Source organism: Mycobacteroides chelonae CCUG 47445 (genome assembly GCF_001632805.1).
GTDB lineage: Bacteria > Actinomycetota > Actinomycetes > Mycobacteriales > Mycobacteriaceae > Mycobacterium > Mycobacterium chelonae.
In genome coordinates this window covers 1,106,856-1,132,786 of sequence record NZ_CP007220.1, presented here as the reverse complement: position 1 = coordinate 1,132,786, position 25,931 = coordinate 1,106,856, and the positions used below count along the sequence as shown (strand labels likewise).

Annotated in this window: 26 protein-coding genes and 1 tRNA gene; 12 read left to right on the top strand and 15 right to left on the bottom strand. The window is 65.9% G+C overall.

Translation table 11 applies throughout. The features are described from left to right. Window positions 1–13: 13 nt before the first annotated feature. From efeU to mfd, 3 genes are all read right to left on the bottom strand, one after another. Complete coding sequence (efeU, locus tag BB28_RS05565; RefSeq protein WP_046252776.1) at window positions 14–2,068, bottom strand: iron uptake transporter permease EfeU; 2,055 nt, start codon at window positions 2,066–2,068, stop codon at window positions 14–16. A gap of 104 nt (window positions 2,069–2,172) precedes the next feature. Then, entirely contained in the window at window positions 2,173–3,162 is a 990-nt protein-coding gene (locus BB28_RS05560) for a nucleoside triphosphate pyrophosphohydrolase (protein ID WP_046252775.1), read from the bottom strand. Beyond that, window positions 3,159–6,812, bottom strand: a complete 3,654-nt coding sequence (gene mfd / locus BB28_RS05555) for a transcription-repair coupling factor (RefSeq protein WP_046252774.1) — start codon at window positions 6,810–6,812, stop codon at window positions 3,159–3,161. The genes BB28_RS05560 and mfd overlap by 4 nt, the downstream gene beginning before the upstream one ends. 107 nt (window positions 6,813–6,919) lie before the next feature. On the opposite strand from mfd, the gene lysA reads away from it, so the two are divergent. Continuing rightward, window positions 6,920–8,266, top strand: a complete 1,347-nt coding sequence (gene lysA, locus BB28_RS05550; RefSeq protein ID WP_046252773.1) for a diaminopimelate decarboxylase — start codon at window positions 6,920–6,922, stop codon at window positions 8,264–8,266. On the opposite strand, the gene BB28_RS24425 is transcribed toward lysA, so the two are convergent. The 7 genes from BB28_RS24425 to BB28_RS05525 form a co-directional block, all read right to left on the bottom strand. Beyond that, the gene (locus BB28_RS24425) at window positions 8,263–8,574 is read right to left on the bottom strand and encodes a hypothetical protein (protein ID WP_046252772.1); all 312 of its coding nucleotides are present in this window, start codon (window positions 8,572–8,574) and stop codon (window positions 8,263–8,265) included. The genes lysA and BB28_RS24425 overlap by 4 nt on opposite strands. Before the next feature lie 33 nt (window positions 8,575–8,607). After that, window positions 8,608–8,907, bottom strand: coding sequence for a hypothetical protein (locus BB28_RS05545; RefSeq protein ID WP_046252771.1), 300 nt, complete (start codon window positions 8,905–8,907; stop codon window positions 8,608–8,610). A 90-nt stretch (window positions 8,908–8,997) separates the two neighbouring features. Next, entirely contained in the window at window positions 8,998–9,264 is a 267-nt protein-coding gene (locus BB28_RS05540; RefSeq protein WP_046255558.1) for a hypothetical protein, read from the bottom strand. 118 nt (window positions 9,265–9,382) lie between these two features. Then, window positions 9,383–9,622, bottom strand: coding sequence for a hypothetical protein (locus BB28_RS24420; RefSeq protein ID WP_046252770.1), 240 nt, complete (start codon window positions 9,620–9,622; stop codon window positions 9,383–9,385). Window positions 9,623–9,727: 105 nt separating this feature from the next. After that, the gene (locus BB28_RS05535; RefSeq protein WP_030094581.1) at window positions 9,728–10,027 is read right to left on the bottom strand and encodes a hypothetical protein; all 300 of its coding nucleotides are present in this window, start codon (window positions 10,025–10,027) and stop codon (window positions 9,728–9,730) included. 93 nt (window positions 10,028–10,120) lie between these two features. Further along, window positions 10,121–10,300 carry a hypothetical protein gene (locus tag BB28_RS05530; protein ID WP_044104543.1) on the bottom strand — a complete coding sequence of 60 codons (180 nt, stop codon included), beginning with the start codon at window positions 10,298–10,300 and terminating at the stop codon, window positions 10,121–10,123. 128 nt (window positions 10,301–10,428) lie between these two features. Continuing rightward, window positions 10,429–11,022 carry a TetR/AcrR family transcriptional regulator gene (locus tag BB28_RS05525; RefSeq protein ID WP_030094579.1) on the bottom strand — a complete coding sequence of 198 codons (594 nt, stop codon included), beginning with the start codon at window positions 11,020–11,022 and terminating at the stop codon, window positions 10,429–10,431. Window positions 11,023–11,173: 151 nt separating this feature from the next. Here BB28_RS05525 and BB28_RS05520 point away from each other — a divergent pair. The 4 genes from BB28_RS05520 (at window position 11,174) to BB28_RS05505 (ending at window position 14,513) form a co-directional block, all read left to right on the top strand. Further along, a tRNA-Gln gene (locus BB28_RS05520) sits at window positions 11,174–11,245 on the top strand. 16 nt (window positions 11,246–11,261) lie between these two features. Beyond that, window positions 11,262–12,710: a bifunctional UDP-N-acetylglucosamine diphosphorylase/glucosamine-1-phosphate N-acetyltransferase GlmU gene (gene glmU, locus BB28_RS05515; protein WP_046252769.1), complete on the top strand. Its 1,449-nt coding sequence runs from the start codon at window positions 11,262–11,264 to the stop codon at window positions 12,708–12,710. Between the two features lie 173 nt (window positions 12,711–12,883). Next, complete coding sequence (locus BB28_RS05510; RefSeq protein ID WP_046252768.1) at window positions 12,884–13,870, top strand: ribose-phosphate diphosphokinase; 987 nt, start codon at window positions 12,884–12,886, stop codon at window positions 13,868–13,870. Further along, on the top strand, window positions 13,863–14,513 hold the full coding sequence (locus BB28_RS05505) for an LpqN/LpqT family lipoprotein (RefSeq protein ID WP_046252767.1): 651 nt from the start codon (window positions 13,863–13,865) through the stop codon (window positions 14,511–14,513). Before BB28_RS05510 ends, BB28_RS05505 begins: the two co-directional genes overlap by 8 nt. Here the strand turns inward: BB28_RS05505 and BB28_RS05500 are convergent. Then, a complete protein-coding gene (locus BB28_RS05500) occupies window positions 14,500–15,678 on the bottom strand; it encodes an erythromycin esterase family protein (protein WP_052740109.1) in 1,179 nt (392 codons plus the stop codon). The genes BB28_RS05505 and BB28_RS05500 overlap by 14 nt on opposite strands. A 41-nt stretch (window positions 15,679–15,719) precedes the next feature. Here BB28_RS05500 and BB28_RS05495 point away from each other — a divergent pair, with 41 nt between their 5' ends. The 4 genes from BB28_RS05495 to BB28_RS05480 all read left to right on the top strand — a co-directional run bounded on the left by BB28_RS05495 (window position 15,720) and on the right by BB28_RS05480 (window position 19,058). Continuing rightward, window positions 15,720–16,592: an oxidoreductase gene (locus BB28_RS05495; protein WP_046255556.1), complete on the top strand. Its 873-nt coding sequence runs from the start codon at window positions 15,720–15,722 to the stop codon at window positions 16,590–16,592. 155 nt (window positions 16,593–16,747) lie between these two features. Beyond that, window positions 16,748–17,401 (top strand): 50S ribosomal protein L25/general stress protein Ctc, encoded by a 654-nt coding sequence (locus BB28_RS05490; protein WP_046252766.1) that lies wholly within the window; start codon window positions 16,748–16,750, stop codon window positions 17,399–17,401. Window positions 17,402–17,438: 37 nt separating this feature from the next. Continuing rightward, on the top strand, window positions 17,439–18,005 hold the full coding sequence (gene pth / locus BB28_RS05485) for an aminoacyl-tRNA hydrolase (protein ID WP_081252350.1): 567 nt from the start codon (window positions 17,439–17,441) through the stop codon (window positions 18,003–18,005). Window positions 18,006–18,035: 30 nt separating this feature from the next. Further along, window positions 18,036–19,058: a beta-ketoacyl-ACP synthase III gene (locus BB28_RS05480; protein ID WP_046252764.1), complete on the top strand. Its 1,023-nt coding sequence runs from the start codon at window positions 18,036–18,038 to the stop codon at window positions 19,056–19,058. Here BB28_RS05480 and BB28_RS05475 read toward each other — a convergent pair whose 3' ends face one another. Then, entirely contained in the window at window positions 19,059–19,667 is a 609-nt protein-coding gene (locus tag BB28_RS05475) for a TetR/AcrR family transcriptional regulator (RefSeq protein WP_046252763.1), read from the bottom strand. It abuts the gene before it with no gap. Window positions 19,668–19,752: 85 nt separating this feature from the next. On the opposite strand from BB28_RS05475, the gene BB28_RS05470 reads away from it, so the two are divergent. Both BB28_RS05470 and BB28_RS05465 read left to right on the top strand, forming a co-directional pair. Beyond that, window positions 19,753–20,652: an alpha/beta hydrolase gene (locus tag BB28_RS05470; RefSeq protein ID WP_046252762.1), complete on the top strand. Its 900-nt coding sequence runs from the start codon at window positions 19,753–19,755 to the stop codon at window positions 20,650–20,652. Beyond that, entirely contained in the window at window positions 20,639–21,286 is a 648-nt protein-coding gene (locus BB28_RS05465; protein WP_030094569.1) for a maleylpyruvate isomerase family mycothiol-dependent enzyme, read from the top strand. The genes BB28_RS05470 and BB28_RS05465 overlap by 14 nt, the downstream gene beginning before the upstream one ends. A 6-nt stretch (window positions 21,287–21,292) precedes the next feature. Here BB28_RS05465 and BB28_RS05460 read toward each other — a convergent pair whose 3' ends face one another. Together BB28_RS05460 and BB28_RS05455 are read right to left on the bottom strand one after the other, a co-directional pair. Further along, complete coding sequence (locus BB28_RS05460) at window positions 21,293–22,942, bottom strand: fatty acyl-AMP ligase (RefSeq protein ID WP_046252761.1); 1,650 nt, start codon at window positions 22,940–22,942, stop codon at window positions 21,293–21,295. A 231-nt stretch (window positions 22,943–23,173) separates the two neighbouring features. Continuing rightward, window positions 23,174–24,124 carry a 4-(cytidine 5'-diphospho)-2-C-methyl-D-erythritol kinase gene (locus tag BB28_RS05455; protein ID WP_046252760.1) on the bottom strand — a complete coding sequence of 317 codons (951 nt, stop codon included), beginning with the start codon at window positions 24,122–24,124 and terminating at the stop codon, window positions 23,174–23,176. Between the two features lie 83 nt (window positions 24,125–24,207). Here BB28_RS05455 and BB28_RS05450 point away from each other — a divergent pair, with 83 nt between their 5' ends. After that, complete coding sequence (locus tag BB28_RS05450; protein ID WP_046252759.1) at window positions 24,208–25,125, top strand: bifunctional helix-turn-helix transcriptional regulator/GNAT family N-acetyltransferase; 918 nt, start codon at window positions 24,208–24,210, stop codon at window positions 25,123–25,125. Here BB28_RS05450 and BB28_RS05445 read toward each other — a convergent pair. Next, window positions 25,122–25,784 carry a TetR/AcrR family transcriptional regulator gene (locus BB28_RS05445; RefSeq protein ID WP_046252758.1) on the bottom strand — a complete coding sequence of 221 codons (663 nt, stop codon included), beginning with the start codon at window positions 25,782–25,784 and terminating at the stop codon, window positions 25,122–25,124. The two genes, BB28_RS05450 and BB28_RS05445, sit on opposite strands and share 4 nt — an antisense overlap. Between the last annotated feature and the right edge of the window lie 147 nt (window positions 25,785–25,931).

Sequence of the window (25,931 nt, the reverse complement as noted above, 5' to 3'; positions counted from 1 at the left end):
CGCGCCTCCTTGGTCATCGGCTCGGCGGAAGTTCGATGAGCAGTGGCACCGAGGCGAGCGTCTCGAGCACCTGCCCCAGCGCGGCATCCACCGCCTGGCGACCGGCCAGCGGCACCTGCTCGAGCGGACGCCACTGTCCACCCTGCTGCGTCGCCTTGAGTGCGGCGTCAAGGATATCGAGCTGGGAGTTGCTTTCCGCCAATAACTTCGGCGCGCGGGCATTGATCAGCGCAGAGAACTGGCCCAGCACCGCACGGGTGGCTTCGACCGCAGCTGCCGCCTCCGCGTACTCGGTTCCCGCTCCCTGGTTCGTGTAGCCCATGAGCTGGAATCGCAAGGTGTCCTCGAGGATTTCGTGTGGGCGTTTCGTCTGGTCGGCCGGCTCGGTCATCACGTCCGCCAGGTTGGCACGCAGCTTGTCGATGGTCGAGACCAATTCGTCTGCCACCGGCACCAACACCGGCGCGGGTTGCCCGTGCCACAACCCGTACTCCAGGCGGCGTAAGCCCTTGAAATCGGGATCGTGCACCCCATCGGGGAGCCCATGCGGCAGCCCGGCGATGGCATCCCCGTAGTCCTTGAAACTGCCGTACGCCGCACCGATTCGGTTCCAGGTCAGAATCGCCGGCAGCCAATCCTTCTTCGCCGCTTCGATGTTGCCCGCGGCGAGGTCGGCACGAAGTGCGCGCGCCTGGGTACCCAGCACCGCCAGGAGATTGTCGGCGTAACGCTGGTAGGCCTGCATCGGCGGCTTGAGATCGTCCTCGGTCACCCTGACCACCGGCTGCGGCGCCCCGGGGTCGGCCTTGCCCCGGACTTGTTGAGATGCAGAGTATCTGGCGGGCTCTCCGGCCATCAGGCACGCGAACTTGTACGTGCCGTCCGAGAGCGTCGCGGTGAGCGTGGCGCTGGTGGAGGGGCCCAGGGTCTCGATCTCGGCGACCACACCGTTGTTGCCGTCCACGAGGTTGATCTCACCGGTCTTGCCCGACTTGTTGACGACAGAGAACGTCTGCAGGCCGGTACCCGCGGACGTCCAGTCGTCGGCGCACCCGTCGGCCGTCACGGTGACTTGCGTATCGGCATCACGGTTGGCGGACGGCAGAATCGCAATCACCACGGCCGCCACGAGTACCGGTACCACCACGATGGTCGCGGCAACCGCGAAGGGGCGCTGGCCGATCACGCGCGCGAAGGCCGAGGGTTCCTCGTCGGGCTCGGACGCGGCAGCGGGCGAATGGTTTTCACGTGATACCCGCAAGAACGGGGGTATCACCAGTATCAGATATCCAGCCCAGGCCACCACCTGCAGCACGGTCATCCGCGGGGTGAGCTGGGTGATGCCGGTGACGATGGTGGCCCACCAGGAGTCCGCGGAGATGCGCTGACTCAGATCGAAGGCGTACCAGGTCCGCCCGGGCAACCAGCCCGCGGTCTGTAGATCCCCGATGCCGTAGGCCAGAATTCCGGCGGCGATCACAATGAGCACGACCGCCGTGCGGGTGAAGAACACTTTGAGGTTGAGCTTCACCGCGCGGCGATACAGCAGCCAGCACAACGTCACCGCGATCGCCAGCCCGAGGGCGCCACCGATCACCGGTCCGGTGGTCTCCCCCGCCGCCTTGGCCGCGGTCCAGAAGAACAGCGTGGTCTCTAATCCCTCGCGGGCGACCGCCAAGAACGCCGTCAGGGCCAGCGCGCCCGCACCGAGGGTGAGCGCGTGCTCCACCTTGCCGGACAGCTCACCGGAGAGGCTGGCGGCGGTGCGCGACATCCAGAAGATCATCGCGGTGACCAACCCGACGGCCAGGATGCTGAGCACGCCGCCCACCACGTCCTGGCCGGTTGCGCCCAGCGAGCTGGTCGTGGAGGTGAGCACCGCCGCGAAGCTGGCCGATACCGAGAGCGCCCCGAGCACGCCCAGCCACACCGGCGCCGTGGCCCGGCGCCCATTGGCCGCCAGCGGTGAACGATGGACGGCGGCAAGCAGGATGCTCACCACAAGTCCTGCTTCGAGACCCTCTCTCAGGCCAATCAACAGATTGGGGACCGCATCCGATAACACCACGTAGATAAGGTATGGCGTACCTAAATGCTGTGCAAATGCTGTGCGGACCATGGTCCCGCGAGGCCAGGCACAAAGTCCCGCCGCACGGTCTCCCGGGCTACGCCCTAGCTCTCGGCGGGTACCTCGACGGCATCGTCGGCAGGAGCCTCAACCGGATTCCTCAGCCAATGCTCGCGCCACTCCCCGGCAGCGACATCACGCAGATCGGCGCTCGCCAATCCGGCGGCGGTGTCCTCACCGCGGCGATCGGCCAGGATGCTCTTCTCGGCGCGACGCACGGTATCCATGAATTCCAAAACATCTGCCCGCAACTGGTTCTCGGCATCCCCATCCAGCTCGATGGTTACCGAAAGCAGCTGCGCCGGGATCAACTCGGTGGGCAGACCAGCGGCCGTCACGCGGCCGAGCACCTTCTGCGTGAGTGCCAGGGCCGGCTGGCTGCTGGACACGCCGTCCAGACACGAGTCGCGATCCTTCTCCTGCGCCTTACGCTCTTCCCATTGCGCCAGTTGCTCTTCCAGCGAGATCGAGCTGGAATCGCCACCGGCGCCGAGGATCACCGGAATGCGGTTACCCAACTTTTTCAGCAGCGCCTCGGCGACATCATCGATGTTGAAGGGATGCTCCGGGGCATCCTCGGCGATGCGCGCGTGGAAAAGCACCTGCAGCAGTACATCCCCCAGCTCTTCACGAAGCTCGTCGACGTCACCGGTACGCACCGCGTCGAACAGCTCGTAGGTCTCTTCAAGCAGGTATCGCCGCAGCGAATCGTGAGTCTGGGTGCCCTCCCACGGGCCGTTCGTGCGCAGCCTGTCCATTACCGCCACCGCGTCGATAAGCTTCTCGCCCTGCCGCACCGGCGGTGCGATGATTGTGGCCCCGGCCGCGATCCGCGCCTTCACCTCCGGATGGTTGCGGTCCGAGGACAACAGCGCCGGGGCGTCCTCACCGATGTACACCGGACGTGCGGTCGACAGCGACCACGCCAGCCGGACGGGAAGCTCCTCGGTGTACTGCAGATCACCGGCAAGCAAACCGACGGCCTCGACCGGCACCATCGACGGATGGCGCGGGTCCACAAGGATGACGGTCATTTGCTCACCTCCACTGGTGTTATATCAACACTGCCCGCCGGACGCCCCGACAACGCCAGCAGCAGATCGACAATCATGTGCACCAGCTCCAGGTCGCGGATGCGCTCTGAGCCCACGCCCCCGTCGCCGGCGCGCGGGATGGGAACCTGCACAACGGAAGTCGTCGCACGATACTGCGCCGCCGGGTGCAAACGCTTGAGGCGCAATTGCGCCGAATCCAGAAGCGGCAACGGCTGTATTCGGATGTTGGTACCGACCACCGAAAGATCGGTGATTTCCATCTCACGACACAGCAAACGCAGCGAGGCCACCGCGACCAGTCGCTGCACCGGAAGCGGCAGCGGACCGTACCGGTCGACGAGTTCCTCGACCGCCGCGCCGATCTGCGCGGCGTCCCCGGCCGCCGCCAGCCTGCGGTACGCCTCAAGGCGCAACCGGTCGCTACCGATGTAGTCGGTGGGCAGGTGCGCGTCGACCGGCAGATCGATACGCACCTCCTTGGGTTCCTCGGCGGTCTGCACCGTCTTGCCGTCGGCCGCCGCGCGATACGCCTCGACAGCCTCGCCGACGAGCCGGACGTACAGATCGAACCCCACCCCGGCGACGTGGCCAGACTGCTCGACGCCGAGCACATTGCCCGCGCCGCGGATCTCCAGGTCCTTCATGGCCACCGCCATGCCGGCACCCAGATCGTTGTTCTGCGCGATAGTCGAGAGCCTGTCGTAGGCGGTCTCGGTCAGCGGCACCTCGGGCGAGTACAGGAAGTACGCGTAACCGCGCTCGCGGCTGCGGCCGACGCGCCCGCGCAACTGGTGCAGCTGCGATAGCCCGAAGATATCCGCCCGCTCCACGATCAGGGTGTTGGCGTTGGAGATGTCCAGACCCGTCTCGATGATGGTGGTGCACACCAGGATGTCGTATTCGCGGTTCCAGAACCCCTCGACGGTGCGCTCCAGCAATTCCTCGGGCATTTGGCCGTGTGCCACAACAACTCTGGCCTCTGGAACCAGATCACGTATGCGCGCGGCGGCCCGATCGATGGAGCTCACCCGGTTGTGCACGTAGAACGCCTGACCATCGCGCAACAGCTCGCGCCGCAGCGCAGCTGCCACCTGTTTGTCGTCATGCGGACCGACGTAGGTGAGCACGGGGTAACGCTCCTCGGGCGGAGTCAGGATGGTCGACATCTCCCGGATGCCCGCCAGACTCATCTCCAGGGTGCGCGGAATCGGGGTGGCACTCATGGTCAGAACGTCGACATGGGTGCGCAGCGCCTTGATGTGTTCCTTGTGTTCGACGCCGAATCGCTGCTCTTCGTCGACGATCACCAGGCCGAGGTCCTTCCACCGCACCGCGGTCTGCAGCAGCCGGTGTGTGCCGATGACGATATCGACTGAGCCATCGGCCATTCCCTCGATGACCAGCTTCGAGGTGGCCGGATCGGTGAACCGCGACAAGCCTGCCACCTTCACCGGGAACCCCGCGGTGCGATTGGTGAACGTCTGCAGATGCTGATCGGCCAGCAGCGTCGTGGGCACCAGCACCGCGACCTGCTTACCGTCCTGGACGGCTTTGAACGCCGCGCGCACCGCGATCTCGGTCTTGCCGTAGCCCACGTCGCCGCACACCACCCGGTCCATCGGAACCGGCTTCTCCATATCGGATTTCACCTCGGTGATGGCGGTCAGCTGATCAACCGTCTCGACAAACCCGAAGGCGTCTTCCATCTCCCGCTGCCACGGAGTATCCGGCGCGAAGGCATGTCCGGGCGCGGCCTGGCGCGCCGCGTACAACGCCACAAGCTCACCCGCGATCTCACGAACAGCCTTGCGCGCCTTGGTCTTCGTATTGGCCCAGTCGCTGCCGCCGAGACGGCTCAGGCCGGGAGATTCGCCACCGACATACCGGGACAGCTGATCGAGGGAGTCCATAGGAACGTACAGGCGATCGCTCTGCCCACCGGCGGCGGCGCCACGCTTACCGGACGCGTATTCCAGCACCAGATACTCCCGGCGCGCCCCGCCGACGGTGCGTTCCACCATCTCCACGAATCGCCCGATGCCGTGTTGATCGTGCACAACGAGATCGCCGGCCGCGAGGGCCAGCGGGTCAACCTGGTTGCGGCGCTTGGCAGGTAACCGCTTGCCATCGGTGGCCGCGACCCGGCTGCCGGTGAGATCCGTCTCGGTGACGATGACGATGTTGGCGCCTGCGAGCACCACACCGTCAGTGAGGTGACCACGCAGCACGCCGACAACGCCCTCGACGGGCTCTGCCCCGGGCTCCAACAGCTTTGCCGGCGTTTCCGTTTCGGCCAGCTGCTCGATGATCCGGTGGGTGGTGCCGGCACCAGCGGCTACCACCACGGCCCGCCCGCCGGTCATCACGTGGGCGCGCAGCATCGCGAAGATCTCCGCCGCACCCTCCTTGTGGCCGCGCGAGGAGGGCGATGGCCGTACCGCGAGATCGATCGCCTGATCGTCGCCCATGCTCAGCGGGCTCAGTGACCACCACGGATGCCCGGTCTCGTCCGCCGCGTGCTTGACGCCATCAAGCTCCCGAAATCCCGAATCCGCCAGCGCAGCAACGTCAATTGGCGCATCGGCGCCGATCGCGGCAACCGACCACGATGCCTCCAGGAACTCCCGGCCGGTGCGCTCCAGATCCGCCGCCCGGGTGCGCACCTTCTCGGGATCGCAGATCAGCACGGGAGTGCCCTCGGGCAGATGGTCTACCAGCATGGTCAGCTCACCCGAATGCAGTACGGGCAGTAGCGATTCCATTCCGTCGACACAGATTCCGTCGGCCAGCTTGGCCAGCATCTCCCCCAGCCCGGTACCGAGCCGGTGCTCGCCCTCGCTACTACCGGAGTCTCCGGCCGCCGCCGCGAGCTCGGCCGCACGCGTGCGCACCTGTTCGGTGAGGAGCAGTTCGCGACAGGGCATCGCGAGCACTGAGGTGACCTGCAGTTCGGGGATCGACCGCTGGTCGGCAACGGAGAAGTAGCGCATCTCGCTGACCTCGTCGCCCCAGAACTCCACACGCACCGGATGGTCTGCGGTGGGACTGAAGACGTCGAGAATGCCGCCGCGCACCGCGAACTCGCCACGGCCGGCCACCATGTCCACCCGGGTGTACGCGAGCTCGACCAGTCGGGCGATCAGCCCGTCGAATTCCGACTCGGCACCCACGGTGAGCTCCACCGGCTCCAGATCGAACAGCTCGGGCGACATCGGCTGCAACAGCGAGCGAACCGTCGTGACAACCACCCGCAGCGGGGGCCCCATCCGGGAGTCCTCCGGATGAGCGAGCCGGTGCAGCACCTGCAACCGGGCACCCACGGTGTCGACGCCGGGTGACAGCCGTTCATGCGGAAGCGTCTCCCACGACGGCAGCAGGGTGACCGAATCGCCGCACACATCGCGCAGCTCGGCGGCGAGATCTTGCGCTTCCCTGGTGGTAGCCGTCACCACCAGGACGGGCGCATCGCTCGCATCGGCCATACCGGTGACGACGAATGGGCGGGCACACGACGGTGCGGTCAGATCAAGGCCGGTCTTGGCGGCGAGGGCCGGGGCAAGAACATCGAATGCGGGATCCCGCAAGGCTGTCCGGATCACCCCGGCGAGAGGCGGGGCAGTCACAGTCATGGTGCGTTCATTCTACGGCGCCCAGATCTCGAAAAGATCGGGCCCATCACCGTCAAGGCCACGTCAAGAAACTCCGCATGGGGTCGCCACAGGCGCACGGTAGATGCATGACACTTCTGGACCTGCTGCCGTCCTTACATAACGTGGCGCGACCTCGCGTCGACCCGGCCGTGTGGCCGGTCACCACACACCTGGACGAGCAGGGCCGGATGTGCGTCGGAGAGACGGCGCTCTCGGAAATTGCCGACCAATTCCGCACCCCCGCCTACGTGGTTGACGAGGAGGATTTCCGTCACCGCGCCCGTCACTATCGCCGCACCCTGCGCGAGATCGAGATCGCGTATGCCAGCAAGGCGCTGCTGACGACCGATATCGCGCGCTGGGTGGCGCAGGAGGGGCTGTCGCTGGATGTCTGCTCTTCCGGCGAGCTGGCGACCGCGCTCGCGGGCGGCTTCGACCCGGAACGAATCATCATGCACGGCAACGCCAAGACCCCTGACGAGCTCAGTGACGCGGCCGCGGTCGGCGTGGGCCGGATCGTGCTGGATTCCAACACCGAGATCATGTTCCTGGCGACTCGGCTCAAGAAACGCCAGCGTGTACTGGTACGGGTCACCCCCGATATCGACATCCACGGGCACGCCGCGGTAACGACGGGCATCACCGATCAGAAGTTCGGATTCCCGCTACACAGCGGGCATGCCACCGAGGCCGTCCGCCGCGTGCTGGACCAGCCCCTGCTGGACCTGGTCGGCCTGCACTGCCACATCGGCTCACAGGTCACCGATTGCACGCTCTACGGCGAAACCATTCGCCGCATGATCGCCGCGATGGCCGATATCCGCGCCAAGCACGGTGTGATCCTGGGTGAGCTCAATATCGGTGGCGGCCACGGCGTTCCCTACCGCTCAGGTGACCCCGAACTCGACCTCGCCGAGCTGCGCGACTTCATCGACGACGCCCTCGACGCCGCCTGCGCGGCCGAGCGCTTCCCGCGCCCGCGCGTCGTCGTGGAGCCCGGCCGCGCCATCTCCGCACGCGCGGGAGTGACGCTGTACCGGGTGGTTTCGGTCAAGACCCAGCCCGGCGGGCGTACCTTCGTGGCCGTCGACGGCGGCATGAGCGACAACCCGCGAGTCTCGCTGTATGACGCGAAATACAGTGTCGCGCTGGCAAACAGGCATCCTTCTGCCCCACCGCAACTCGTGACGGTGGCCGGGCGGCACTGCGAATCCGGCGACGAGATCGCCCGCGATGTCAGCCTGCCCTCTGATGTGCACCCCGGCGACGTGCTGGCAGTGGCCTGCACCGGTGCGTACAACCACAGCATGGCCTCGTCCTACAACCTGGTCGGACGGCCCCCAGTACTCGCGGTCCGCGACGGACGGGTGCGCGAGCTGGTACGCCGCGAGACGATCGCCGATCTGCTCTCACGGGACTGCGGCGCGCGTTAGGGCCAGTGCGCAGTAGGCACCGGTTTGGTCTGTTCGACCGTCAACGGCGGCGTGGCCTCGTGCGCAGGGTCCGGAGTCGAATGAATCTCGGCATTACCCGGCTTTGAACAATCCTGTTGGCTGGGAGCCGACTCCCGGCAACTCGGACGGCTTGTCGCCGACGGCGTCTCGGACGTCGTCGGCAATGAACACGTCGCTGCACCCGGTGCGCATGGATCGGCGTATGAAACGCCCACCACCACCGAACCTCCCATGACGAGGCTCGTCACTGCTACTGACACCGCGGCACGCCTCAGCGACAACCGCATGACTCCACCGTAGGAGCCGGGACTCGCATTCGTCTAGAGCGCGGCACCACTCTTGGTCGGTGCAACCGTCAACGGCGGTGCCGGGATGTGGGCCGTCGGGGTTGAGTGGAGCTCGGCATCACCGGGCTCGGCGCAAACCTCTTCACCCGGCTTGGGCGCACTGCACTTTTCGTGAGCACCCGCCGGCGGGACAACAGCCGTGGGCAGCGCGCATGCGGGCGCACCCGGCGCGCACGGGGGGTCGGCATGCGACACCCCCAAGGCTAGCGGCATACCGATGGTCACACCCGCCGCCACAAGCAGCGCCGCACGCCGTACCAGCACAAACATCATGAGCAAGACGATAAGTCGAGCCGTCTCAAGATGCCATCAGACCGGCACTATTCCCAGCCAGTTCACAGCTGATGCCAACGATGCCAAGGCTCAGGGGTGGTTACGCGCTTCCCCGGGGGCGTTGATCATCTGCCACGGCGGCATGCCGCTCTGCGGGGCCTGCGGCATGTCCGCTGGATTCGGTTTCGAGTGAAGCTCGGCATCCTCGTGCACCGGCCCCGGTGTCGGTGCCTGGCACATCGCCGGATCCGCGCACGGCTGCTCTGCCGCAGCCATCGGGGCAAGTACCGCGGGCGTGACGACCAACGCCGCCGCGGCGGCTCCCGCCACCACCCACCGCATCACTGTTGACGTCATGACGACCACCTCGCCTATCCATCGACCCCAGAGTCTGACTTTAGGCGCTTTTCGCACGTCATACAGCTAGTTCACAGCTTTTTCGAACGTATCGCGAAGGTTCTGGCCCTGAACCACCTCAGAGGTTGTCCGGGCGTAACGGAACGTCAGGCGGCGTCGGCAGATCGGCCGGATCCGGCCACGATCGCAGCTCGGCATCACCCGGAGTTATGCACACTTCCGATCCGGTCCGAGGCTGCGCGCAGTTTCCGTGTCCGCCACGGACGGCACTAGCCACATCCATTGAACTGGCACCGGCAGGTACCGCTGCCAGCAGACCCGCCACTACCACCGCCATGGCATATCGAAGGCCAGGCATGGGACAACACCCCTTAAATGCTTAGATTCCCTAACGACACAACATTAAACTCGTTAGGATCTGAAAGCAACCATCAAGGGCAGTGCTTCCCCCGGGTTTACCGGATTAGTGGCCGCCCATACCGGGGTTACCGAAAACCATCCAGGGCGGAGTCTCGGCCTGCGGCACCGGCGGAATGTCTGCCGGGTTCGGCGAAGAATGCAGTTCCGCGTCCCCCGCACGGGTGCACACCATGTCGTCAGGCCCACCGTTGCAGTTCTCGGGGTTGGGCGGCTCGGACTGACACATCGCCGGGTCCGCGCACTGCGGATCGGCCGCGGCAACCGAAGCCAGCGACACGGGCAAAACGCCCAACGCGGCCGCGGCGGCGCCGACCACAGCCCATCGCACAACTACTGACGTCATGACAAACACCTCATCCTGTGGTCAACCCCAACGACTTAAATTCTAGGTGATCGGCGCATGTCACGCACTGATTCGGTTCGACAGCGCGTGCGCTTATGGGATCCAGATACCCGAGCCGGTACCACCCACGACCAGCCAGGGCGAGGCCTGCGGAACATCAGGGATGAACTCCCGGTTCGGCGTGGAATGCAACTCGGCGTTGCCCGGCTTCACACACACCCGCGCGGTCAGCGGACCACTGCAGTCGTCTGCGGCCGCAACGGGAGCACCCATCAACGCGACCGCGACGGCGGCCGCGGCACCGAGAACCAGGCGAATCCCTGTCACCACCGACCACCTCCTGCGCGTACCACCCGTCATATCCAACGAAGCGCAGCGCTCAGATGTTCCGGTGTGAGGGCTCATTCCTCCTGTAGCTGCGGATCTGCTTCCAGGTGCTTCAAGCCGTGCCAACACAGGTTGACGATGTGCGCCGCCACCACTTCCTTTTTGGGCTCCCGCGCATCGAGCCACCACTGGGCTGTCATCGATACCTGCCCCACCAACGCCTGCGCATACAGCGGCGCCATCTCCGCATCCAGTCCCCGGCGCTGGAAGTCGCCCGCCAGGATGCTCGACACCTGACTGACCGCGTCGTTGAGCAGGCTCGAATATGTCCCCGAGCTGACCCCCGGCGGTGAGTCCCGGATCAGGATCCGGAATCCGTCGGTGCGGTCCTCGATATAGCTCAACAAGGCCAACGCCACCTGTTCCAGCCGCACCCGCGAGCGATAACTCGTCAACGACGAGGTGATGCCGTCGAGCAGCACCGACATCTCGCGATCCACCACGACGGCGTAAAGGCCCTCCTTGCCGCCGAAATGCTCGTACACGACGGGTTTAGAGACTCCGGCGCGTTGGGCGATCTCTTCGATGGACGTGGCCTCGTACCCACGTTCGGCGAACAAGGACCGCGCGACATCGATCAGCTGGCGGCGCCGCTCAGTACCGGCCATCCGGACGCGAGGAGTCCGCCCGGGGCCATCCGGCCTACTAGGTACCGACATGTGCCATCACTTTCCTCGGCCGCACGACCGAGCTTGTTGACCTGATGTCGCTCGGACAAGCCTCGCTCCTTGGTCGACTACAGTCTTCATTCTGTAACAGTCCGTCGTGGTGTAATCGGCAGCACCTCTGATTTTGGTTCAGATAGTTCAGGTTCGAGTCCTGGCGACGGAGCAGTAGGGAGTAGGAAATGCCAGGCAATCCCGCTGGGACTGCAGTAATCGTGCTAGCCGCGGGTGCCGGTACCCGTATGTGTTCGGACATCCCCAAGGTGCTGCATACCCTCGGCGGCCGCTCGATGTTGGCGCACTCGGTACATGCCGCCGCCAGTGTCAACCCCGAACACCTGGTGATCGTGCTGGGACACGACCGCGAACGCATCGCCACCGCGGTGGAGATACTCGCCGAATCGCTGCATCGCGAGATCGCTATCGCCGTGCAGGAACAACAGCTTGGCACCGGGCACGCCGTCGCATGCGGCCTGCAGGCGCTGCCCGCGGACTTCGCCGGCACCGTCGTCGTCACCTCCGGCGATATCCCACTGCTCGATGGGGAAACACTTGCCGGGCTGATCAACCGGCATCAGGCCGAGCCCGCCGCCGCCACCCTGCTGACCACCACCCTGGCCGATCCCACCGGTTACGGGCGCATCCTGCGCACCCAGGACCGCGAGGTCATCGCCATCGTGGAGCAGACCGACGCCACCGACAGCCAACGTGCCATCGGTGAGGTCAATGCCGGGGTGTACGCCTTCGACATCGGGCCGCTGCACGCGGCGCTGTCTCAGCTGCGCTCGGACAACGCCCAGCACGAGTTGTATCTCACCGACGCCGTGTCGATCATCCGCCAGGGCGGAAAAGCGGTGCACGCCAACCATGTTGACGACAGTGCGCTGGTGGCCGGCGTCAACGACCGGGTGCAGCTCTCTGAGATGGGCGCCGAGCTGAATCGGCGGATCATCCGCTTCCACCAGCGCGCCGGAGTCACCATCGTCGACCCGTCCAGCACGTGGATCGATGTCGACGTCCGGATCGGGCAGGACGCGACCATCGCGCCCGGCACCCAGCTGCACTCGCAGACCGTCATCGGCGGCCACTGCCACATCGGCCCCGACACCACCCTCATCGACGTGACGGTGGGCGACTCGGCCACCGTCATCCGCACCCACGGCCAGGGCGCCACCATCGGTGCGCGATCGGTGATCGGGCCGTACACCTACCTGCGGCCGGGCACGGTGACCGACGAGAGCGCCAAGCTGGGCGCGTTCGTGGAGGTCAAAAACTCGACGGTGGGCCGGGGCACCAAGGTGCCGCACCTGACCTATGTGGGCGATGCCGATATCGGCGAGCACAGCAACATCGGCGCATCCAGCGTCTTCGTCAACTACGACGGAGAAACCAAGCGGCGCACCGTCATCGGCTCGCACGTGAAGACCGGATCGGACACTATGTTCGTGGCCCCGGTCACCGTCGGCGACGGTGCGTACACCGGCGCGGGCACAGTCATTCGCGAGGACGTGCCGCCGGGCGCGCTGGCGGTGTCGGCCGGTCCACAGCGCAACATCGAAGGCTGGGTGGCACAGAAACGCCCCGGAAGCGACGCGGCCAGGGCCGCCGAAGAAGCGTCCAGGGATTCCTGACCTCCGAGGGCGAACACGGCCTCCGAAAACCGGGGTTGGACATCTCGCGTTCAAATTCCGGCAACCCGCTCCCAGTCACCGGGGGAAGGTCCGTACCATTATCCCGGCGGGCCGGTACCCGGCGCCGTCCTTGTGAAGCCCAAAATTACGAACCCAAGAGGACTAGCTGCGCCGTGAGCACCGACTGGACCGATAACCGCAAAAATCTGATGCTGTTCTCGGGTCGTGCGCACCCTGAACTGGCCGAACAGGTCGCCAAGGAACTCGACGTCCAGGTGACCGCACAGACCGCCCGCGATTTCGCCAACGGCGAGATCTTCGTGCGCTTCGAGGAGTCGGTACGCGGCTGCGACGCGTTCGTCCTGCAATCGCATCCGGCGCCGCTGAACACGTGGCTGATGGAACAGCTGATCATGATCGATGCGCTCAAGCGCGGCAGCGCCAAGCGGATCACCGCGATCCTGCCGTTCTACCCCTATGCGCGCCAGGACAAGAAGCACCGTGGCCGGGAGCCGATCTCGGCCCGCCTGGTGGCCGACCTGTACAAGACCGCGGGTGCCGACCGCATCGTCACAGTCGACCTGCACACCGACCAGATTCAGGGCTTCTTCGACGGACCGGTGGATCACATGCGCGCCCAGTCGCTGCTGTGCGGATACATCGCCGAGCACTACGTGAGCAATGGCGAAGATGTCGTCGTCGTGTCGCCGGACTCCGGGCGTGTGCGCGTCGCCGAGAAGTGGGCCGACTCCCTGGGCGGTGTGCCGCTGGCCTTCATCCACAAGACACGTGACCCGCGAGTGCCCAACCAGGTCAAGGCCAACCGCGTCGTCGGTGACGTCACCGGCAAGACCTGCGTCATCACCGACGACATGATCGACACCGGTGGCACCATCGCCGGTGCTGTCGGGCTGCTGCACGAGGCCGGCGCCAAGGACGTCGTGATTGCCGCCACCCACGGCGTGCTGTCCGACCCCGCCGCCGAACGCCTGGCCAATTGTGGCGCCCGCGAGGTGCTGGTCACCAACACGCTGCCCATCGGCGAGGAGAAGCGCTTCGCTCAGCTGACGGTGCTGTCGATTGCGCCGCTGCTCGCTAGCACCATCCGCGAAGTTTTCGAGAACGGTTCGGTAACAGGACTTTTCGACGGGAATGCGTAGCGCCGCGCTGGTCGCGGGGTGCCTGATGGCGCTCGCGGCGGCCGGATGCGAGTCGAAACAACCCGAGCCACAAGCCAGTTCGTCAAGCAGCTCGGCATCGAGTACCACGGCGACACCCACCACCACGCCGACGTCGATGAACGAGTACCTGCAAAGCGCCGGCGTCACAGTTGTCCCGGTATCGCCGGAGAGTTCCGCGAACGTGCGCGTCGAGATGCCGCTGCCCGAAGGCTGGGAGAACCTGGGTGCGTTCGAACCCGCCTACCTGGTCAGTGACAAACCCAGCGCGGCCGATCAAGGACGAACACCCAGCGCGGTGATCTACCTCATCAGGCTGGAGGGTGCCCTGGACGCGCGCACGGCGATCACCGAGCACGGGTTCGTCGACGCGCAGAACGCCCAGGGCTTTCAGAAGATCAGCTCCTCCCTGGACGACTTTCAGGGATACCCGTCGGCCGCCATCGAGGGCACCTACGACAACCAGAATGTCCGCGTGCACGCCTGGAATCGGGACGTCATCGTGCCGGACGGACCGCTGCACTACCTCGTGCAGCTCACGGTGACCACCACCGAGGCGCAGGCCTCGGCACTGGCCAAGGACGTCGCCCTCCTCACCGGAGGTCTGAAGATCACGAAGCGCTGAGGCACCGAATGAATGCGATGGCGTCCACGCCCGTGAGCTGGCCGGGGTCAACCGGGTAACAACCCGTCTGCGGGGCCACGTCCTGGCGGGCGAGCAGTCCGTCCGGTATCTCGCTCATGGGAAACAGGATCCGATCGGATTCCCAGCTCCACATCCATCCCTGCAGAGTGGCAGCGTGCGGCACACCGATGTTGGCGGCCTCATGGGTGCCGAAATCGCTGGCGATGACCGCGTACGGGACACGAGCGGCCGAAGCCACCAGCGCTCCGGCACACCACCAACTCGCCTGCGCAGGACCCATGGACACCGTGCTCTGATGTCGCTGCAGGTGCTCGTTGTGGGCGAACACCAACGTTGGGCCCCTATGCATTTCGGCCTCGGCGATAGCCTCCAGATTCTCGGCCATGAGCGCATCCCGGACACCCAGCATGGTGGACATGCGATCCGGGCCAGGATCGGCCATCGCGAAATGTGACCGCAGCAGGCTCACTGCCGCGCGAGCGACGGTGCACATCTGCCAGAACTGCTGCGGCGAGGTTGAGGCGCGCAACGCGGGGGCATGCCTGGACAACGCGATCACGAGTTCATCGGCGATCAGCCGCAATGCACGTGCCGGAGCCGAACGGCCGATCGAGACGGTGGCATCGAGCATGGCGTCCGGATGAGACCAGGCGGCATCGTCACCCGCCAGATCAGTGATCACCTCCTCCGAGTAGGGCAGGGCGGCGCCACCGTTCGACAGATACCTGTGCACCGCAAGGAGGGTGTCGCGCGGACTCGGCGACGCCATCATCTCGGTGGTGGCATCGAAACCGTAGAAACGCACCTGTTCATCGGGGCCTCGGCTGCTGTTCCAGTCGCGTAGCCACGCGATGAGCTCGCGGCTGGCCGGGTACGCACCGAACCCGTGACTGAATCCGGCGTCGAGCACGTCGTCGAGAGTGCCCTCCCCTGCGGTCACATACCGGTCGACGTCGAATCCGGCCACGGCATCACTCTCCAGCGCGACCGACCGGAAGCCACGCTCGACCACAAGGTGGCGAAGCAGCCGGTTGCGCAGATACCCAAACTCCTGCGGCCCATGGGTCGGTTCTCCGATACCGAGCAGGCGGGGCGGGGTGCGCAAGCCCGAAAGGAAGGCGTCGACGTCTGCCTCAAAAGTCACACCCTCGACGGTATCGGCCTTGACCGTTAGGGTCAGCTCCCGTGACCAAATGGACCGCCGCAGCGCTGCCGTCATTCGAAGGCCGCACCGTCATCATCACCGGAGCCAATAGTGGACTCGGTCTGGAGACCGCCCGCGAGCTGGCTCGCGTGGGCGCTCATGTCGTCATGGCGGTGCGTAACACCGAGAAGGGCAAGGCCGCCCAGGCCTCGATCACGGGAAGCACCGAGGTGCGTCAGGTCGACGTCGCCGATCTGGCATCGGTGCGCGCCTTCGCCGACACCGTCGATGCCGCCGACATCCTGGTGAACAACGCCGGCATCATGATGGTGCCGCAGGCCAAGACCGTCGACGGCTTCGAAAGCCAAATCGGCACAAACCATCTCGGCGCATTCGCACTCACCAATCTGTTGCTCCCCAAGATCACCGACCGTGTGATCGCGGTGGCCTCGGTCGCTCATCGCGCCGGGAAGATCGACCTCGCCGACCTCAACTACGAGCGGCGCGGATACACCCGCGCCGGAGCGTATGGCGCATCCAAGCTCGCCAACCTGCTGTTCACCAAGGAACTGCAGCGCCGGCTGAGCGCGGCCGGGTCGTCGGTGCGCGCGCTGACCGTCCATCCGGGTGTGGCCGCCACCGAGCTGCAGTCGCACAGCGGGAACCCGATCTTCGAGATCGCCCTGAAGACCGGCAACCTTTTCGCGCAGGACGCCGCACACGGCGCCCTGCCGGCGCTGTACGCCGCATCCCAGGACCTGCCGGGCGACACGTACGTCGGACCGGATGGCCCGTTCGAAGCCAAGGGCTACCCCAAGCAGGTGGGCCGCAGCCGCAGAGCCCAGGACGCCGAGAGCGCTAAGGGCCTATGGGACCTGTCCGAGCAGCTCACCGGGGTGTCCTTCCCGCTCTGACGACCACGCTGATTGGTCTTTCAGGCCCGGGCTCGGCTACTCTGAACGGGCTGTCACGGCGAGGGTGGGTCTTCCCACCGTTATCGACGGGATCATGGGCGTCATCCTGATGTCCTCCCTGCGCCGTGTCTCACGAAACGCAAGGAGTTGACCAGATGTCCAAGAAGAACGCCCCCACCAGCAATAACCTCGCTGTCACCGTCCGCACCGACACCGGTAAGGGTGCCTCGCGCCGCGCCCGCCGAGACGGCCTGGTGCCCGCGGTCCTGTACGGCCACGGCACCAACCCCGAGCACCTGAACCTGCCGGCACGCGACCTCGCGGCGGTGCTGCGCCACTCCGGCACCAACGCCGTCCTGACCTTGGACATCGAAGGCCGCGAGCAGCTGGCCCTCACCAAGACCATCGAGATCCACCCCATCCGCCGCAACCTGGTACACGCCGACCTGCTGGTCGTGCGCAAGGGCGAGAAGGTCACCGTCGAGGTGAACGTCCACGTCGAGGGCGACGCCGAGAGCGGCACCCTGGTCACCCAGGACGCCAACACCCTGGAGATCGAGGCCGAGGCCCTGTCCATCCCCGAGTTCCTCACCGTGTCGGTTGAGGGCCTTGCCGCGGGCACCCAGATCACCGCCGGATCGGTCGAACTGCCCAAGGGCTCCACCCTGGTCTCCGATCCCGAGACCCTGGTCGTCAACGTCGTCGCGGCCCCGACCGCCGACGAGATGGACGCTGAGGGTGGCGGCGGCGAAGGTGACGCCGAGGTTCCCGCCGCGGACGAGGCCGCCGAGGGCTCCTCCGAAGAGTAGAGCGGAGTAAGACGTGCCCGACGTATCCGACGACGCCGTGCTGGTGGTCGGCCTGGGCAACCCCGGGCCGACCTACGCCAAGACCCGGCACAACCTCGGATTCATGGTCGCCGACCTGTTGGCGGCCAAGGACGGCGCAACATTCAAGCCGCACAAGAAGTCCGGCGCCGAGGCGACAACGATTCGCCTCGGCGGCCGGGCCGTGAATCTGGCCAAGCCACGCACGTTCATGAACACATCCGGCCCTCAGGTGGCCGCGCTGGCCAAGTTCTTTTCAGTTCCCCCCGGGAACGTCATCGTGATGCACGACGAGCTGGATCTCGATTTCGGCACCGTGCGTCTCAAGCTCGGCGGCGGCGAGGGCGGCCACAACGGGCTGCGCTCGGTATCGCAATCACTGGGCACCAAGGACTATCTACGGGTCCGCCTGGGTGTCGGTCGCCCGCCCGGACGCAAGGATCCGGCCGCCTTTGTGCTGGAGAACTTCGCCAAGACGGAGACCGAACAGGTTCCGTTGCTCTGTGAACAGGGCGTCGACGCGACCGAGCTGCTGATCCGCCTCGGCCTGGAGGCAGCACAGAATCAGGTGCATGCCTGGGGTTAGACATCCGGGCGGCCCCGCTATGGTCTCCTCATGACCGACATCGCGGAGATCACCGGCATCAACAAGATCGGCCTGCTCAGCCTGGGGGCATACCGTCCCGAACGCGTCGTCACCAATGAAGAGATCTGCGAGCGCATCGAGTCCTCGGACGAGTGGATCTACACCCGCACCGGCATTAAGACCCGTCGGTTCGCTGCCGAGGAAGAATCCGCCCAGACTCTGGCCATCGAAGCCGGACGTAAGGCCATCGCCAACGCACTGCTCACCGGCGCCGAGATCGACGCGGTGATCCTCGCCACCAGCACGCACTACCTGCAGACGCCGGCGTCTGCCCCAGCCGTCGCCACCGCGCTGGGGGCCCAGGGTGTTCCGGCATTCGACCTGTCCGCCGGCTGCGCAGGGTTCGGATACGCGGTGGGCGTGGCGGGCGACATGATCCGTGGTGGCAGCGCCAGCAAGGTGCTGGTCATCGGCTCTGAAAAGCTCTCCCCCGCGCTGGATATGACCGATCGCGGCAACTGCTTCATCTTCGGCGACGGGGCCGGCGCGGTTGTCGTCGGCGAGACCGCCGAACAGGGCATCGGTCCCACGGTATGGGGCAGTGATGGCAGCCAGGCCAACGCCATTCGTCAGGACATCGACTGGATGGACTTCGCGGCAGCACCCGACCCGGAGGGCCCGCGCCCCTACCTGCGCATCGAGGGCACCTCGGTATTCCGTTGGGCCGCATTCGAAATGGGCAAGGTGGGCCAGCGCGCCCTGGAAGCAGCCAAGGTGGGCCCGGAGGATATCGACGTCTTCGTCCCACACCAGGCCAACAGCCGGATCAACGAACTGCTGGCCAAGAACCTGCACCTGCGTTCGGATGCGGTGATCGCCAACGACATCGAGCACACGGGCAACACCTCTGCCGCTTCGGTCCCGTTGGCCATGGAGGGCCTGCTGTCCACCGGCGCCGCCAAGCCGGGCGATCTGGCCCTGCTCATCGGATACGGCGCCGGACTGAGCTATGCCGCTCAGGTGGTCAGGATGCCACCCGTTCCGTTCGAGTAATCAGCGCTTACGCATCGCGATGCCATCGAGAAGCATCATGATGCCGAGCTCGAATTCTTTAGCCGCACTGGTTCGCCGTGCCACGTCCGCCAGGGCCGCCACGTTCGGATAGACATCACCGGCGACCCCGCCGATCCGAGTCGCGGCTCCGCTGCTGTCATCCCCCAGGCCGGCCTGCGCGGAGCCAAGCGCGAACCCCAGCACCGCCCGGAACGCGGCCAGCCGACTCTCCTCGTCAAGCCCAGCGCGGCCAAGTGCCGCAATAAGTGCATCGATCACCGCGAAACCGGCGGGCGAGGACATTCGACGTGTGAGCACCAACGGGATGGCCGCCGGGTGCTTACGTACCGCAGTCCAGATGCCCCGTGCGATCCGTTCGACGTCGACGCGCCAATCGGTAGATGACCTGGGTGTCGGCACGGCGGCCATCACCGCCGTCACCACCAGCTCCTCCAGTCCTTCCTTATCGTCGACATAGTTGTAGAGCGTCATCGGCCCGGTGCCCAGCGCCGTCGCCAGCGATCGCATACTCAGCGCAGCCAACCCCTTGGCATCCACGAGTTCCAGTGCGGTAGCGGCTATCTCATCCCTGGTGAAGCGCGCTTTCATCGACCTCCCTTGACAAGTACATCGTACGTATTGCAGTCTCAATCTATACGTACATCGTACCTATAGAAACCCAGGGAGCGACCTCATGACGCCGTCCACTACCGAACGTGTCGGATTCTCATCGGCGGGCGTTCGATGCGCCGGGTGGCTCACCCGTCCCGCCGAACCCGGGCGCCGTCCCGCGGTTGTACTAGTGCACGGCCTGGGCGCCACCCACGACATGATGCTGCCGCAGTACGAGAGGCACTTCGCGTCGGCCGGAATCGCCACGTTGGCATTCGACTACCGCTACACGGGCGCCTCCGGAGGTTTACCTCGCCAACAATTCTCAATGCGAAAGCAACGCCACGATGTCGAGTCGGCCATCGCGTTCCTGCAGAACCACCCGGATATCGATGGCGATCGCATCGCGTTGTGGGGCACCAGCCTCGGCGCCATGCACGTGACGCTGGTGGCCGCCGGTCGTGACGATATCGCCGCAGCGGTCATCCAGTGCCCCATCGTGCACGGGCCCGGGGCCGCGCGCACTTCCAGCCTCTGGTCGATGCTGCGGCTCGGCCTCCCAATCATCGAAGATCTGCTGCGCAAGGCATTCGGTCGGCCGAGACGGTACGTGCCGATTGCGGGGCCGCCGGGAGGCTCAGCATTGGTGAGCACCGATGGCGCCCTGGCCGGCTGGGAGTCCACCTGCCCACCCGGCCATGAGTTCGACAACCGGATGGCGGCCGCCGACGCGTCCACACTGGTATTCACCTCTGCCCTGCGTCGCGCACGGAGAATTACCGCACCGCTACTGGTCTGCGTCTGCGACCGCGAGGAACTGATGAATCCCCGCTACGCCGAGCTGGTGGCGCGTCGCGCGCCCCACGGCGTCGAATTCCACTACGAATCAGGCCATTTCGATATCTACCAGCCACCGGTGCTGGAGCGTGCGCTGGCCGACCAAACCCTGTTTCTTCGAGAGCACCTCCATGTCGCGCGCTGACATCCTTCGCGTCAATGACGCGAGATTCCTCGATGCCGTGGCGGATCTCAGCCAGACGGACTGGCTGGGCCCCAGCCTCTGTACCGAGTGGTCGAACCACGAGGTGTTGGCGCATCTAGTGATTGGATGCAGCGCCTCGGTACGAGGCATCACCGCGGGAGTGGTCCGACAGCGGTCCTTCGACCGAGAAAACACCAGGACGGCAAGGTGTCTGGCCGCCGATCGCTCGCCCGAGGAACTCCTGGACGATTATCGCGGGTTCATCAACCGACCCACCGGAATCGGCAAGGTGTTTCCGCGCAGCCTGCTCCTGGGCGATCACGTGGTCCACGAACTGGACATCCTGTTCGCGCTCGACCGCACCTCGTCGATACCCACGGGCATTCTCGTCAAGGTGCTCAACACGCAAGTGGGGCTGCCGAATCCGTTTGTCCCCGCGTACTTCACCGCACGTGGGCTCCAGTTGCGCGCGACAGACGCCCGCTGGGCTCACGGAAGGTCGGGCCCTGTCGTGCAAGGCCCAGCCGCCGCACTCACATCGGTACTGGCCGGCAGGCCACGAATGCTCACATACCTGACCGGTGAGGGCGCCGCGGTACTCGCGGAACGACTCGGATCACGTGCGCGACGCTAACGGCACCTAGATGACGAGGGCCACCGACGTCGAGCGGCGCAGCTTGCCCGACGGGGTCTTCGGAATGCTGCCCGGTCCGAGCACCACGACATTGCGCGGCCGCACATCAACCTCGGCAACGACCTCGTGCGCGACCTGCTGCTCGATCCGGCGAACCTCATCCGCATTCTCGAATGCGTTGGACTCCACCACAACCGCGAAGGTCTCGCGCTGATTCTTGGGATCCACCCCGGCTTCCAGTCGCACGGCGACCGCACAACCGGGCCGCACACCCTCGACGCGGCCGGCCGCACGTTCGATATCGGTCGGGTAGATGTTGCGGCCCGCCATGATGATGACGTCCTTGACGCGACCGCAGACCACCACGTGCCCACGCTCGGTCAGGTAACCGAGATCGCCCGTGTTGTACCAACCGTTTTCGTCCTGCGCCGCCAGGAATCCGCCCATGGTGACGTAACCGGGGGTCACCGACTCGCCCCGCAACTCGATGACGCCGACGCCGCGCGGGGGCAGCACATTCAAGTCCTCATCGATGACACGCGCCTCGATGCCGGGTAGCAGCGGGCCGAGTGTCGCCAGGTGGCGCAGATTTCCGCGGGTGGCGGGAACGGCGCGGCGCAGCGCGGCCAACAGGTCGGCGTCAACCTCGTCGACGATGAGACCGGAAGCCTCGACCTCCGAGAAGGACACGGCCAAGGCGGTTTCTGCCATGCCGTAGGCAGGAACCATCGCGGAGGGCTTGAAACCAAACGGCTTTCCGGCATCGCACAGGTCGTGGACCACGGCCGGATCCACCGGCTCGGCGCCGGAAAGCACGAATCGCAGGGTCGAGAGGTCGAAGTCGCCCGGCTTCGCCTGGTTGCGTAGCCGCTTGGCGAATAGCGAGTAGGCGAAGTTCGGGGCGGCCGTCATGGTGCCCTTGTACTTATCAATCAGCCTGCTCCACAACAAAACGTCGCGCATGAAGTCCATCGGGGTGATCTTCACCAGCTCGGCACCGAAGAACATCGGCACCGTGAGGAAGCCGACCATGCCCATATCGTGGAACAGCGGCAACCAGCTGACCATCACGTCGGACTCGGGCTTGTACTTGGAGGCGACGTACATGCCGTGCGCGTTGGCGTACAGGTTGCGGTGGGTGATCTTGACTGCCTTCGGGGAACCAGTCGACCCCGAGGTCAGCTGCATGAGCGCGACGGCATCCTCGTCGACATCCAGGGGCTCGATCGCATCGGCATCCCACAGATCCTTGATCTGGACGACGATGACGCCCTTCTCCTCCAGTACCGGCGCGGCGGCGTCGAACGGCGCGGACACGATGACGGCCTTGGCGCCGATCATGTCGACAACCTTGAGGGTGTCCTCGGCCCACACCGCGAGGTCGGTGCGTGGAGTCGGCTGGTGCAGCATCGTCAGCGAGGCACCACGCATCCACACCGCCTGGATCGCCGGGGCGATCTCGACGGGCATACCCACCAACATGCCGATCGCATCGTCAGGCCCGAGACCCGCGGCGGCCAGACCACCGGCGAGCTGCTTGGCGCGCTCGTGGACCTGCTTCCAGGTGTGCCGAACGGGAGTATCGGGTTCGCCGGTGACCATGCCCTTGCTGCTGGACAGCGCATTGGCGTAGAGCTCGTCGGTAAACCTGCTCACAGTTCCTCCTGGCCTAGGCCTGTTGGGCGAGTCACGCGTCCTTATCGGATGGTCCGCCACAGCTGCCGCGACGCGCGGTAGGCGCGCGCGGGGCCGTTAGCAGCGGATTCATATCGTTCAGGTGACAGTCCGGATGCCTTCGTACGATCCCGTAGCATCTTAGGCTTTTCTTAATCGCCGTCAAAACCCACTGTGATCTGGCCGTTCGGCGTGTCGCATTGTTCGGCGTGTCTAGCCGTCGCTGCGGCCCTGGATGACCTGCGCGCCATGCACGGGCCCGCTGGCCACCCGGACGGTCCGGCACACGCCGGCGCCCGCGAGTTCGGCACCCACCTGCACCGCATCGTCGGCCGAGGTGCACAAGAACGCACACGTGGGGCCGGAACCGGACACGATTCCGGCGAGGGCGCCCGCGGACTCCCCTGCCCGGAGCGTGCGCCGCAGCCCCGGATTGAGACTCACCGCAGCGGCCTGCAGCTCATTGCCCAGTAGCGGCGCCAGTCGGCGTGCGTCCCCGGCAGCGAGCGCCCCGAGTAGTTCGTCGGACTCGTCGAGCCGCGGCGGATCGCCGTTCTCACGCAGCCGGTCAATCTCCCGGAACACATCGGGTGTCGACAAACCCCCGTCGGCGAACGCGAACACCCAGTGAAAGACGTTGCGCGCCAAAACCGTGGCCAGCTGCTCGCCCCGGCCCGTGCCCAGGGCTGTTCCCCCGTGCAATGCGAACGGGACATCACTGCCCAGCCGCGCGGCCAGCTGGTGCAGATCGCGGCGCGGCACACCGGCGCGCCAAAGCTCGTTCATCGCGACCAGCACCGCGGCCGCATCGGCGGATCCGCCGGCCATTCCGCCCGCGACCGGTATGTCCTTGTTGATGAAGATCGACACGTCGGGGGCGCGGCCCACATGGTCGGCGAAGAGCTCGGCAGCCCGCCAGGCAAGGTTGCGCTCGTCGGTGGGGACCGTTCCCTCGCCCTGCCCGACGACGTCGACCGACAGCACGTCGGCATCCCGAACCGTGACGTCGTCGGCCAGTGACACCGCATGGAAAACGGTGGTCAGCTCGTGATAGCCGTCCTCCCGCAGGTCGCCGACGGCGAGGTACAGGTTGACCTTGCCGGGCGCCCGAACGGTCACCGCGCCGGTGGGCACCCAATCGGAGACGGTCTCGGACACGCCCATGAGGGTACGTTCTGGCGGCGCACTTGGCCGTGACCCGTCGAACAACGAAGACATCGCGGCTTTATCTGACTAAAGTCAGGTAAATGACCGATGCCCTGGTCGACGGGCTGCGCAGCTTCAACAGAACCGTCACCCAACGAATAGGCGTCCTCGAGAGCGAATACCTCACCCGGGACCGCCCGCTGGGGCAGTCGCGGGTGTTGTGGGAGATCGGCGCCAACGGTTCCGGACTCTCGGGGGGATGCGACATCCGCGAGCTACGCGCCCGCCTGGGACTGGACTCGGGGTACCTGAGTCGGCTGTTGCGCGCCCTGGAAGGCGGAGGGCTCATCGAGGTGAGCGCCGCGGACGGCGACACCCGGGTGCGCACCGCGCGCCTGACACCCGCCGGGCACACCGAACTCGCCGAGCTGGATCGCCGCTCGGACGACCTGGCGCGTTCAATCCTGGAGCCGCTCAGCATCAATCAGCGGCAACGGCTCGCCGATGCCATGGCCGAAGTCGAACGACTCTTTGTGGCCTCGCAGGTTCAGATCGCCGTCATGGACACCCGCTCCCCGGAGGCCCGGTATTGCATTCGCGCCTACTTCGAGGAGATCTCGGCCAGGTTCGCCGGCGGGTTTGATCCCGCACTGACGCTCCCCGCCGGCGATGCCGAACTCTGCGCTCCCGCCGGCCTGTTCCTCGTCGCAACTCTGCACGAAGAGCCCGTCGGCTGCGGTGGGCTCAAGCTGCTCAGGAACGCCGGCGGCATCATCGAAACGGCCGAAATCAAACGAGTGTGGATCTCCCCCAATGTCCGCGGCATCGGGCTCGGGAAGCGCATTCTCGCCGAGCTCGAGCAGCGGGCGATCACCCACGGCGCCCGCACGATTCGCCTGGACACCAACCGGGCGCTTACCGAAGCGATCGCGATGTACCGCTCGGCGGATTACGGCGAGGTCGCCGCGTTCAACGACGAGAAGTACGCACACCACTGGTTCGAAAAGCGCCTGGGTTAAGGCGTTTTCGCGGCGCCGATGCAGGTGGCGGTGAGCAGCCGCGTGAGCGTGCTGGCGAAATCCGTGTCCCAGTCTTGCGGAAAGCCCGGCTCTTCCTTGAAATCGTGCTCAAGCCCCTCGGGGGGATGAGTGAACTGCCACAGCATTCCGGAGAGCGCGAAGGCCGAAGTGACGATGTCGAGCGCGCTGTTGCGGTCCAGCTCCGGCACCGCGCGTTCTATCGCATCGACCATCGTCATCGCCGCCGCCTGGTTGACGCGCTGAGCCTCCCGGACCTGGCCGAGTTCCACCTCGTGCTCAAGGTGCAGATAATGGCTGCCCAGCAGATCGCAGAACAGCGGCGCCTCGATGAGAGCACGCGACAGCACGGCACCGACGTCTGCGGGCGACCGTTCCTGCGAGCCGTCCAGTGCCGAGCACACGGATTCGGCCAACGCGGCCATACCTTCTGTCGAGAGCCTCAGCAGCACCTCTTTATGGGAGCTGAAGTAGCGGCGCACCGCGGAGTGATGGACACCCGCACGATTGGCCAAACCCGTGAGAGTGACCGACGCGACACCGGACTCCAGCGCCAGCGAGCGCGCCGCTTCCACGATCGTTGCCGCACGTTGACGCTTGTTCTCCTCCGAACGTGCGCGCCGGAAACCCAGATGTGTCATCCACCTCAAGATAACGCACGGCGTGTGACTTGCGGGCGCACTTACCCGCTGGTAGGTTGCCTGTAACGCACACGCTATGCGTTATACGTGAACGCTTCATGCACTTTCCGGTAATCGATCTGTTCGACAGCACACGGGTGAAGGGGT

What these genes read in the sequence shown, in the direction of transcription:
- BB28_RS05505 (WP_046252767.1), top strand. Translation starts at nt 13,863, where the DNA reads ATGCGTAGCGCCGCGCTGGTCGCGGGGTGCCTGATGGCGCTCGCGGCG.
- BB28_RS05490 (WP_046252766.1), top strand. Translation starts at nt 16,748, where the DNA reads ATGTCCAAGAAGAACGCCCCCACCAGCAATAACCTCGCTGTCACCGTC.
- BB28_RS05465 (WP_030094569.1), top strand. Translation starts at nt 20,639, where the DNA reads ATGTCGCGCGCTGACATCCTTCGCGTCAATGACGCGAGATTCCTCGAT.
- lysA (WP_046252773.1), top strand. Translation starts at nt 6,920, where the DNA reads ATGACACTTCTGGACCTGCTGCCGTCCTTACATAACGTGGCGCGACCT.
- BB28_RS05450 (WP_046252759.1), top strand. Translation starts at nt 24,208, where the DNA reads ATGACCGATGCCCTGGTCGACGGGCTGCGCAGCTTCAACAGAACCGTC.
- glmU (WP_046252769.1), top strand. Translation starts at nt 11,262, where the DNA reads ATGCCAGGCAATCCCGCTGGGACTGCAGTAATCGTGCTAGCCGCGGGT.
- BB28_RS05455 (WP_046252760.1), bottom strand. Translation starts at nt 24,124, where the DNA reads ATGGGCGTGTCCGAGACCGTCTCCGATTGGGTGCCCACCGGCGCGGTG.
- BB28_RS05480 (WP_046252764.1), top strand. Translation starts at nt 18,036, where the DNA reads ATGACCGACATCGCGGAGATCACCGGCATCAACAAGATCGGCCTGCTC.
- BB28_RS05530 (WP_044104543.1), bottom strand. Translation starts at nt 10,300, where the DNA reads ATGGGTGCTCCCGTTGCGGCCGCAGACGACTGCAGTGGTCCGCTGACC.
- BB28_RS05525 (WP_030094579.1), bottom strand. Translation starts at nt 11,022, where the DNA reads ATGGCCGGTACTGAGCGGCGCCGCCAGCTGATCGATGTCGCGCGGTCC.
- BB28_RS05475 (WP_046252763.1), bottom strand. Translation starts at nt 19,667, where the DNA reads ATGAAAGCGCGCTTCACCAGGGATGAGATAGCCGCTACCGCACTGGAA.
- BB28_RS24425 (WP_046252772.1), bottom strand. Translation starts at nt 8,574, where the DNA reads ATGCGGTTGTCGCTGAGGCGTGCCGCGGTGTCAGTAGCAGTGACGAGC.
- BB28_RS05560 (WP_046252775.1), bottom strand. Translation starts at nt 3,162, where the DNA reads ATGACCGTCATCCTTGTGGACCCGCGCCATCCGTCGATGGTGCCGGTC.
- BB28_RS05470 (WP_046252762.1), top strand. Translation starts at nt 19,753, where the DNA reads ATGACGCCGTCCACTACCGAACGTGTCGGATTCTCATCGGCGGGCGTT.
- BB28_RS05540 (WP_046255558.1), bottom strand. Translation starts at nt 9,264, where the DNA reads ATGACGTCAACAGTGATGCGGTGGGTGGTGGCGGGAGCCGCCGCGGCG.
- BB28_RS05545 (WP_046252771.1), bottom strand. Translation starts at nt 8,907, where the DNA reads ATGATGTTTGTGCTGGTACGGCGTGCGGCGCTGCTTGTGGCGGCGGGT.
- BB28_RS24420 (WP_046252770.1), bottom strand. Translation starts at nt 9,622, where the DNA reads ATGCCTGGCCTTCGATATGCCATGGCGGTGGTAGTGGCGGGTCTGCTG.
- BB28_RS05445 (WP_046252758.1), bottom strand. Translation starts at nt 25,784, where the DNA reads ATGACACATCTGGGTTTCCGGCGCGCACGTTCGGAGGAGAACAAGCGT.
- BB28_RS05535 (WP_030094581.1), bottom strand. Translation starts at nt 10,027, where the DNA reads ATGACGTCAGTAGTTGTGCGATGGGCTGTGGTCGGCGCCGCCGCGGCC.
- mfd (WP_046252774.1), bottom strand. Translation starts at nt 6,812, where the DNA reads ATGACTGTGACTGCCCCGCCTCTCGCCGGGGTGATCCGGACAGCCTTG.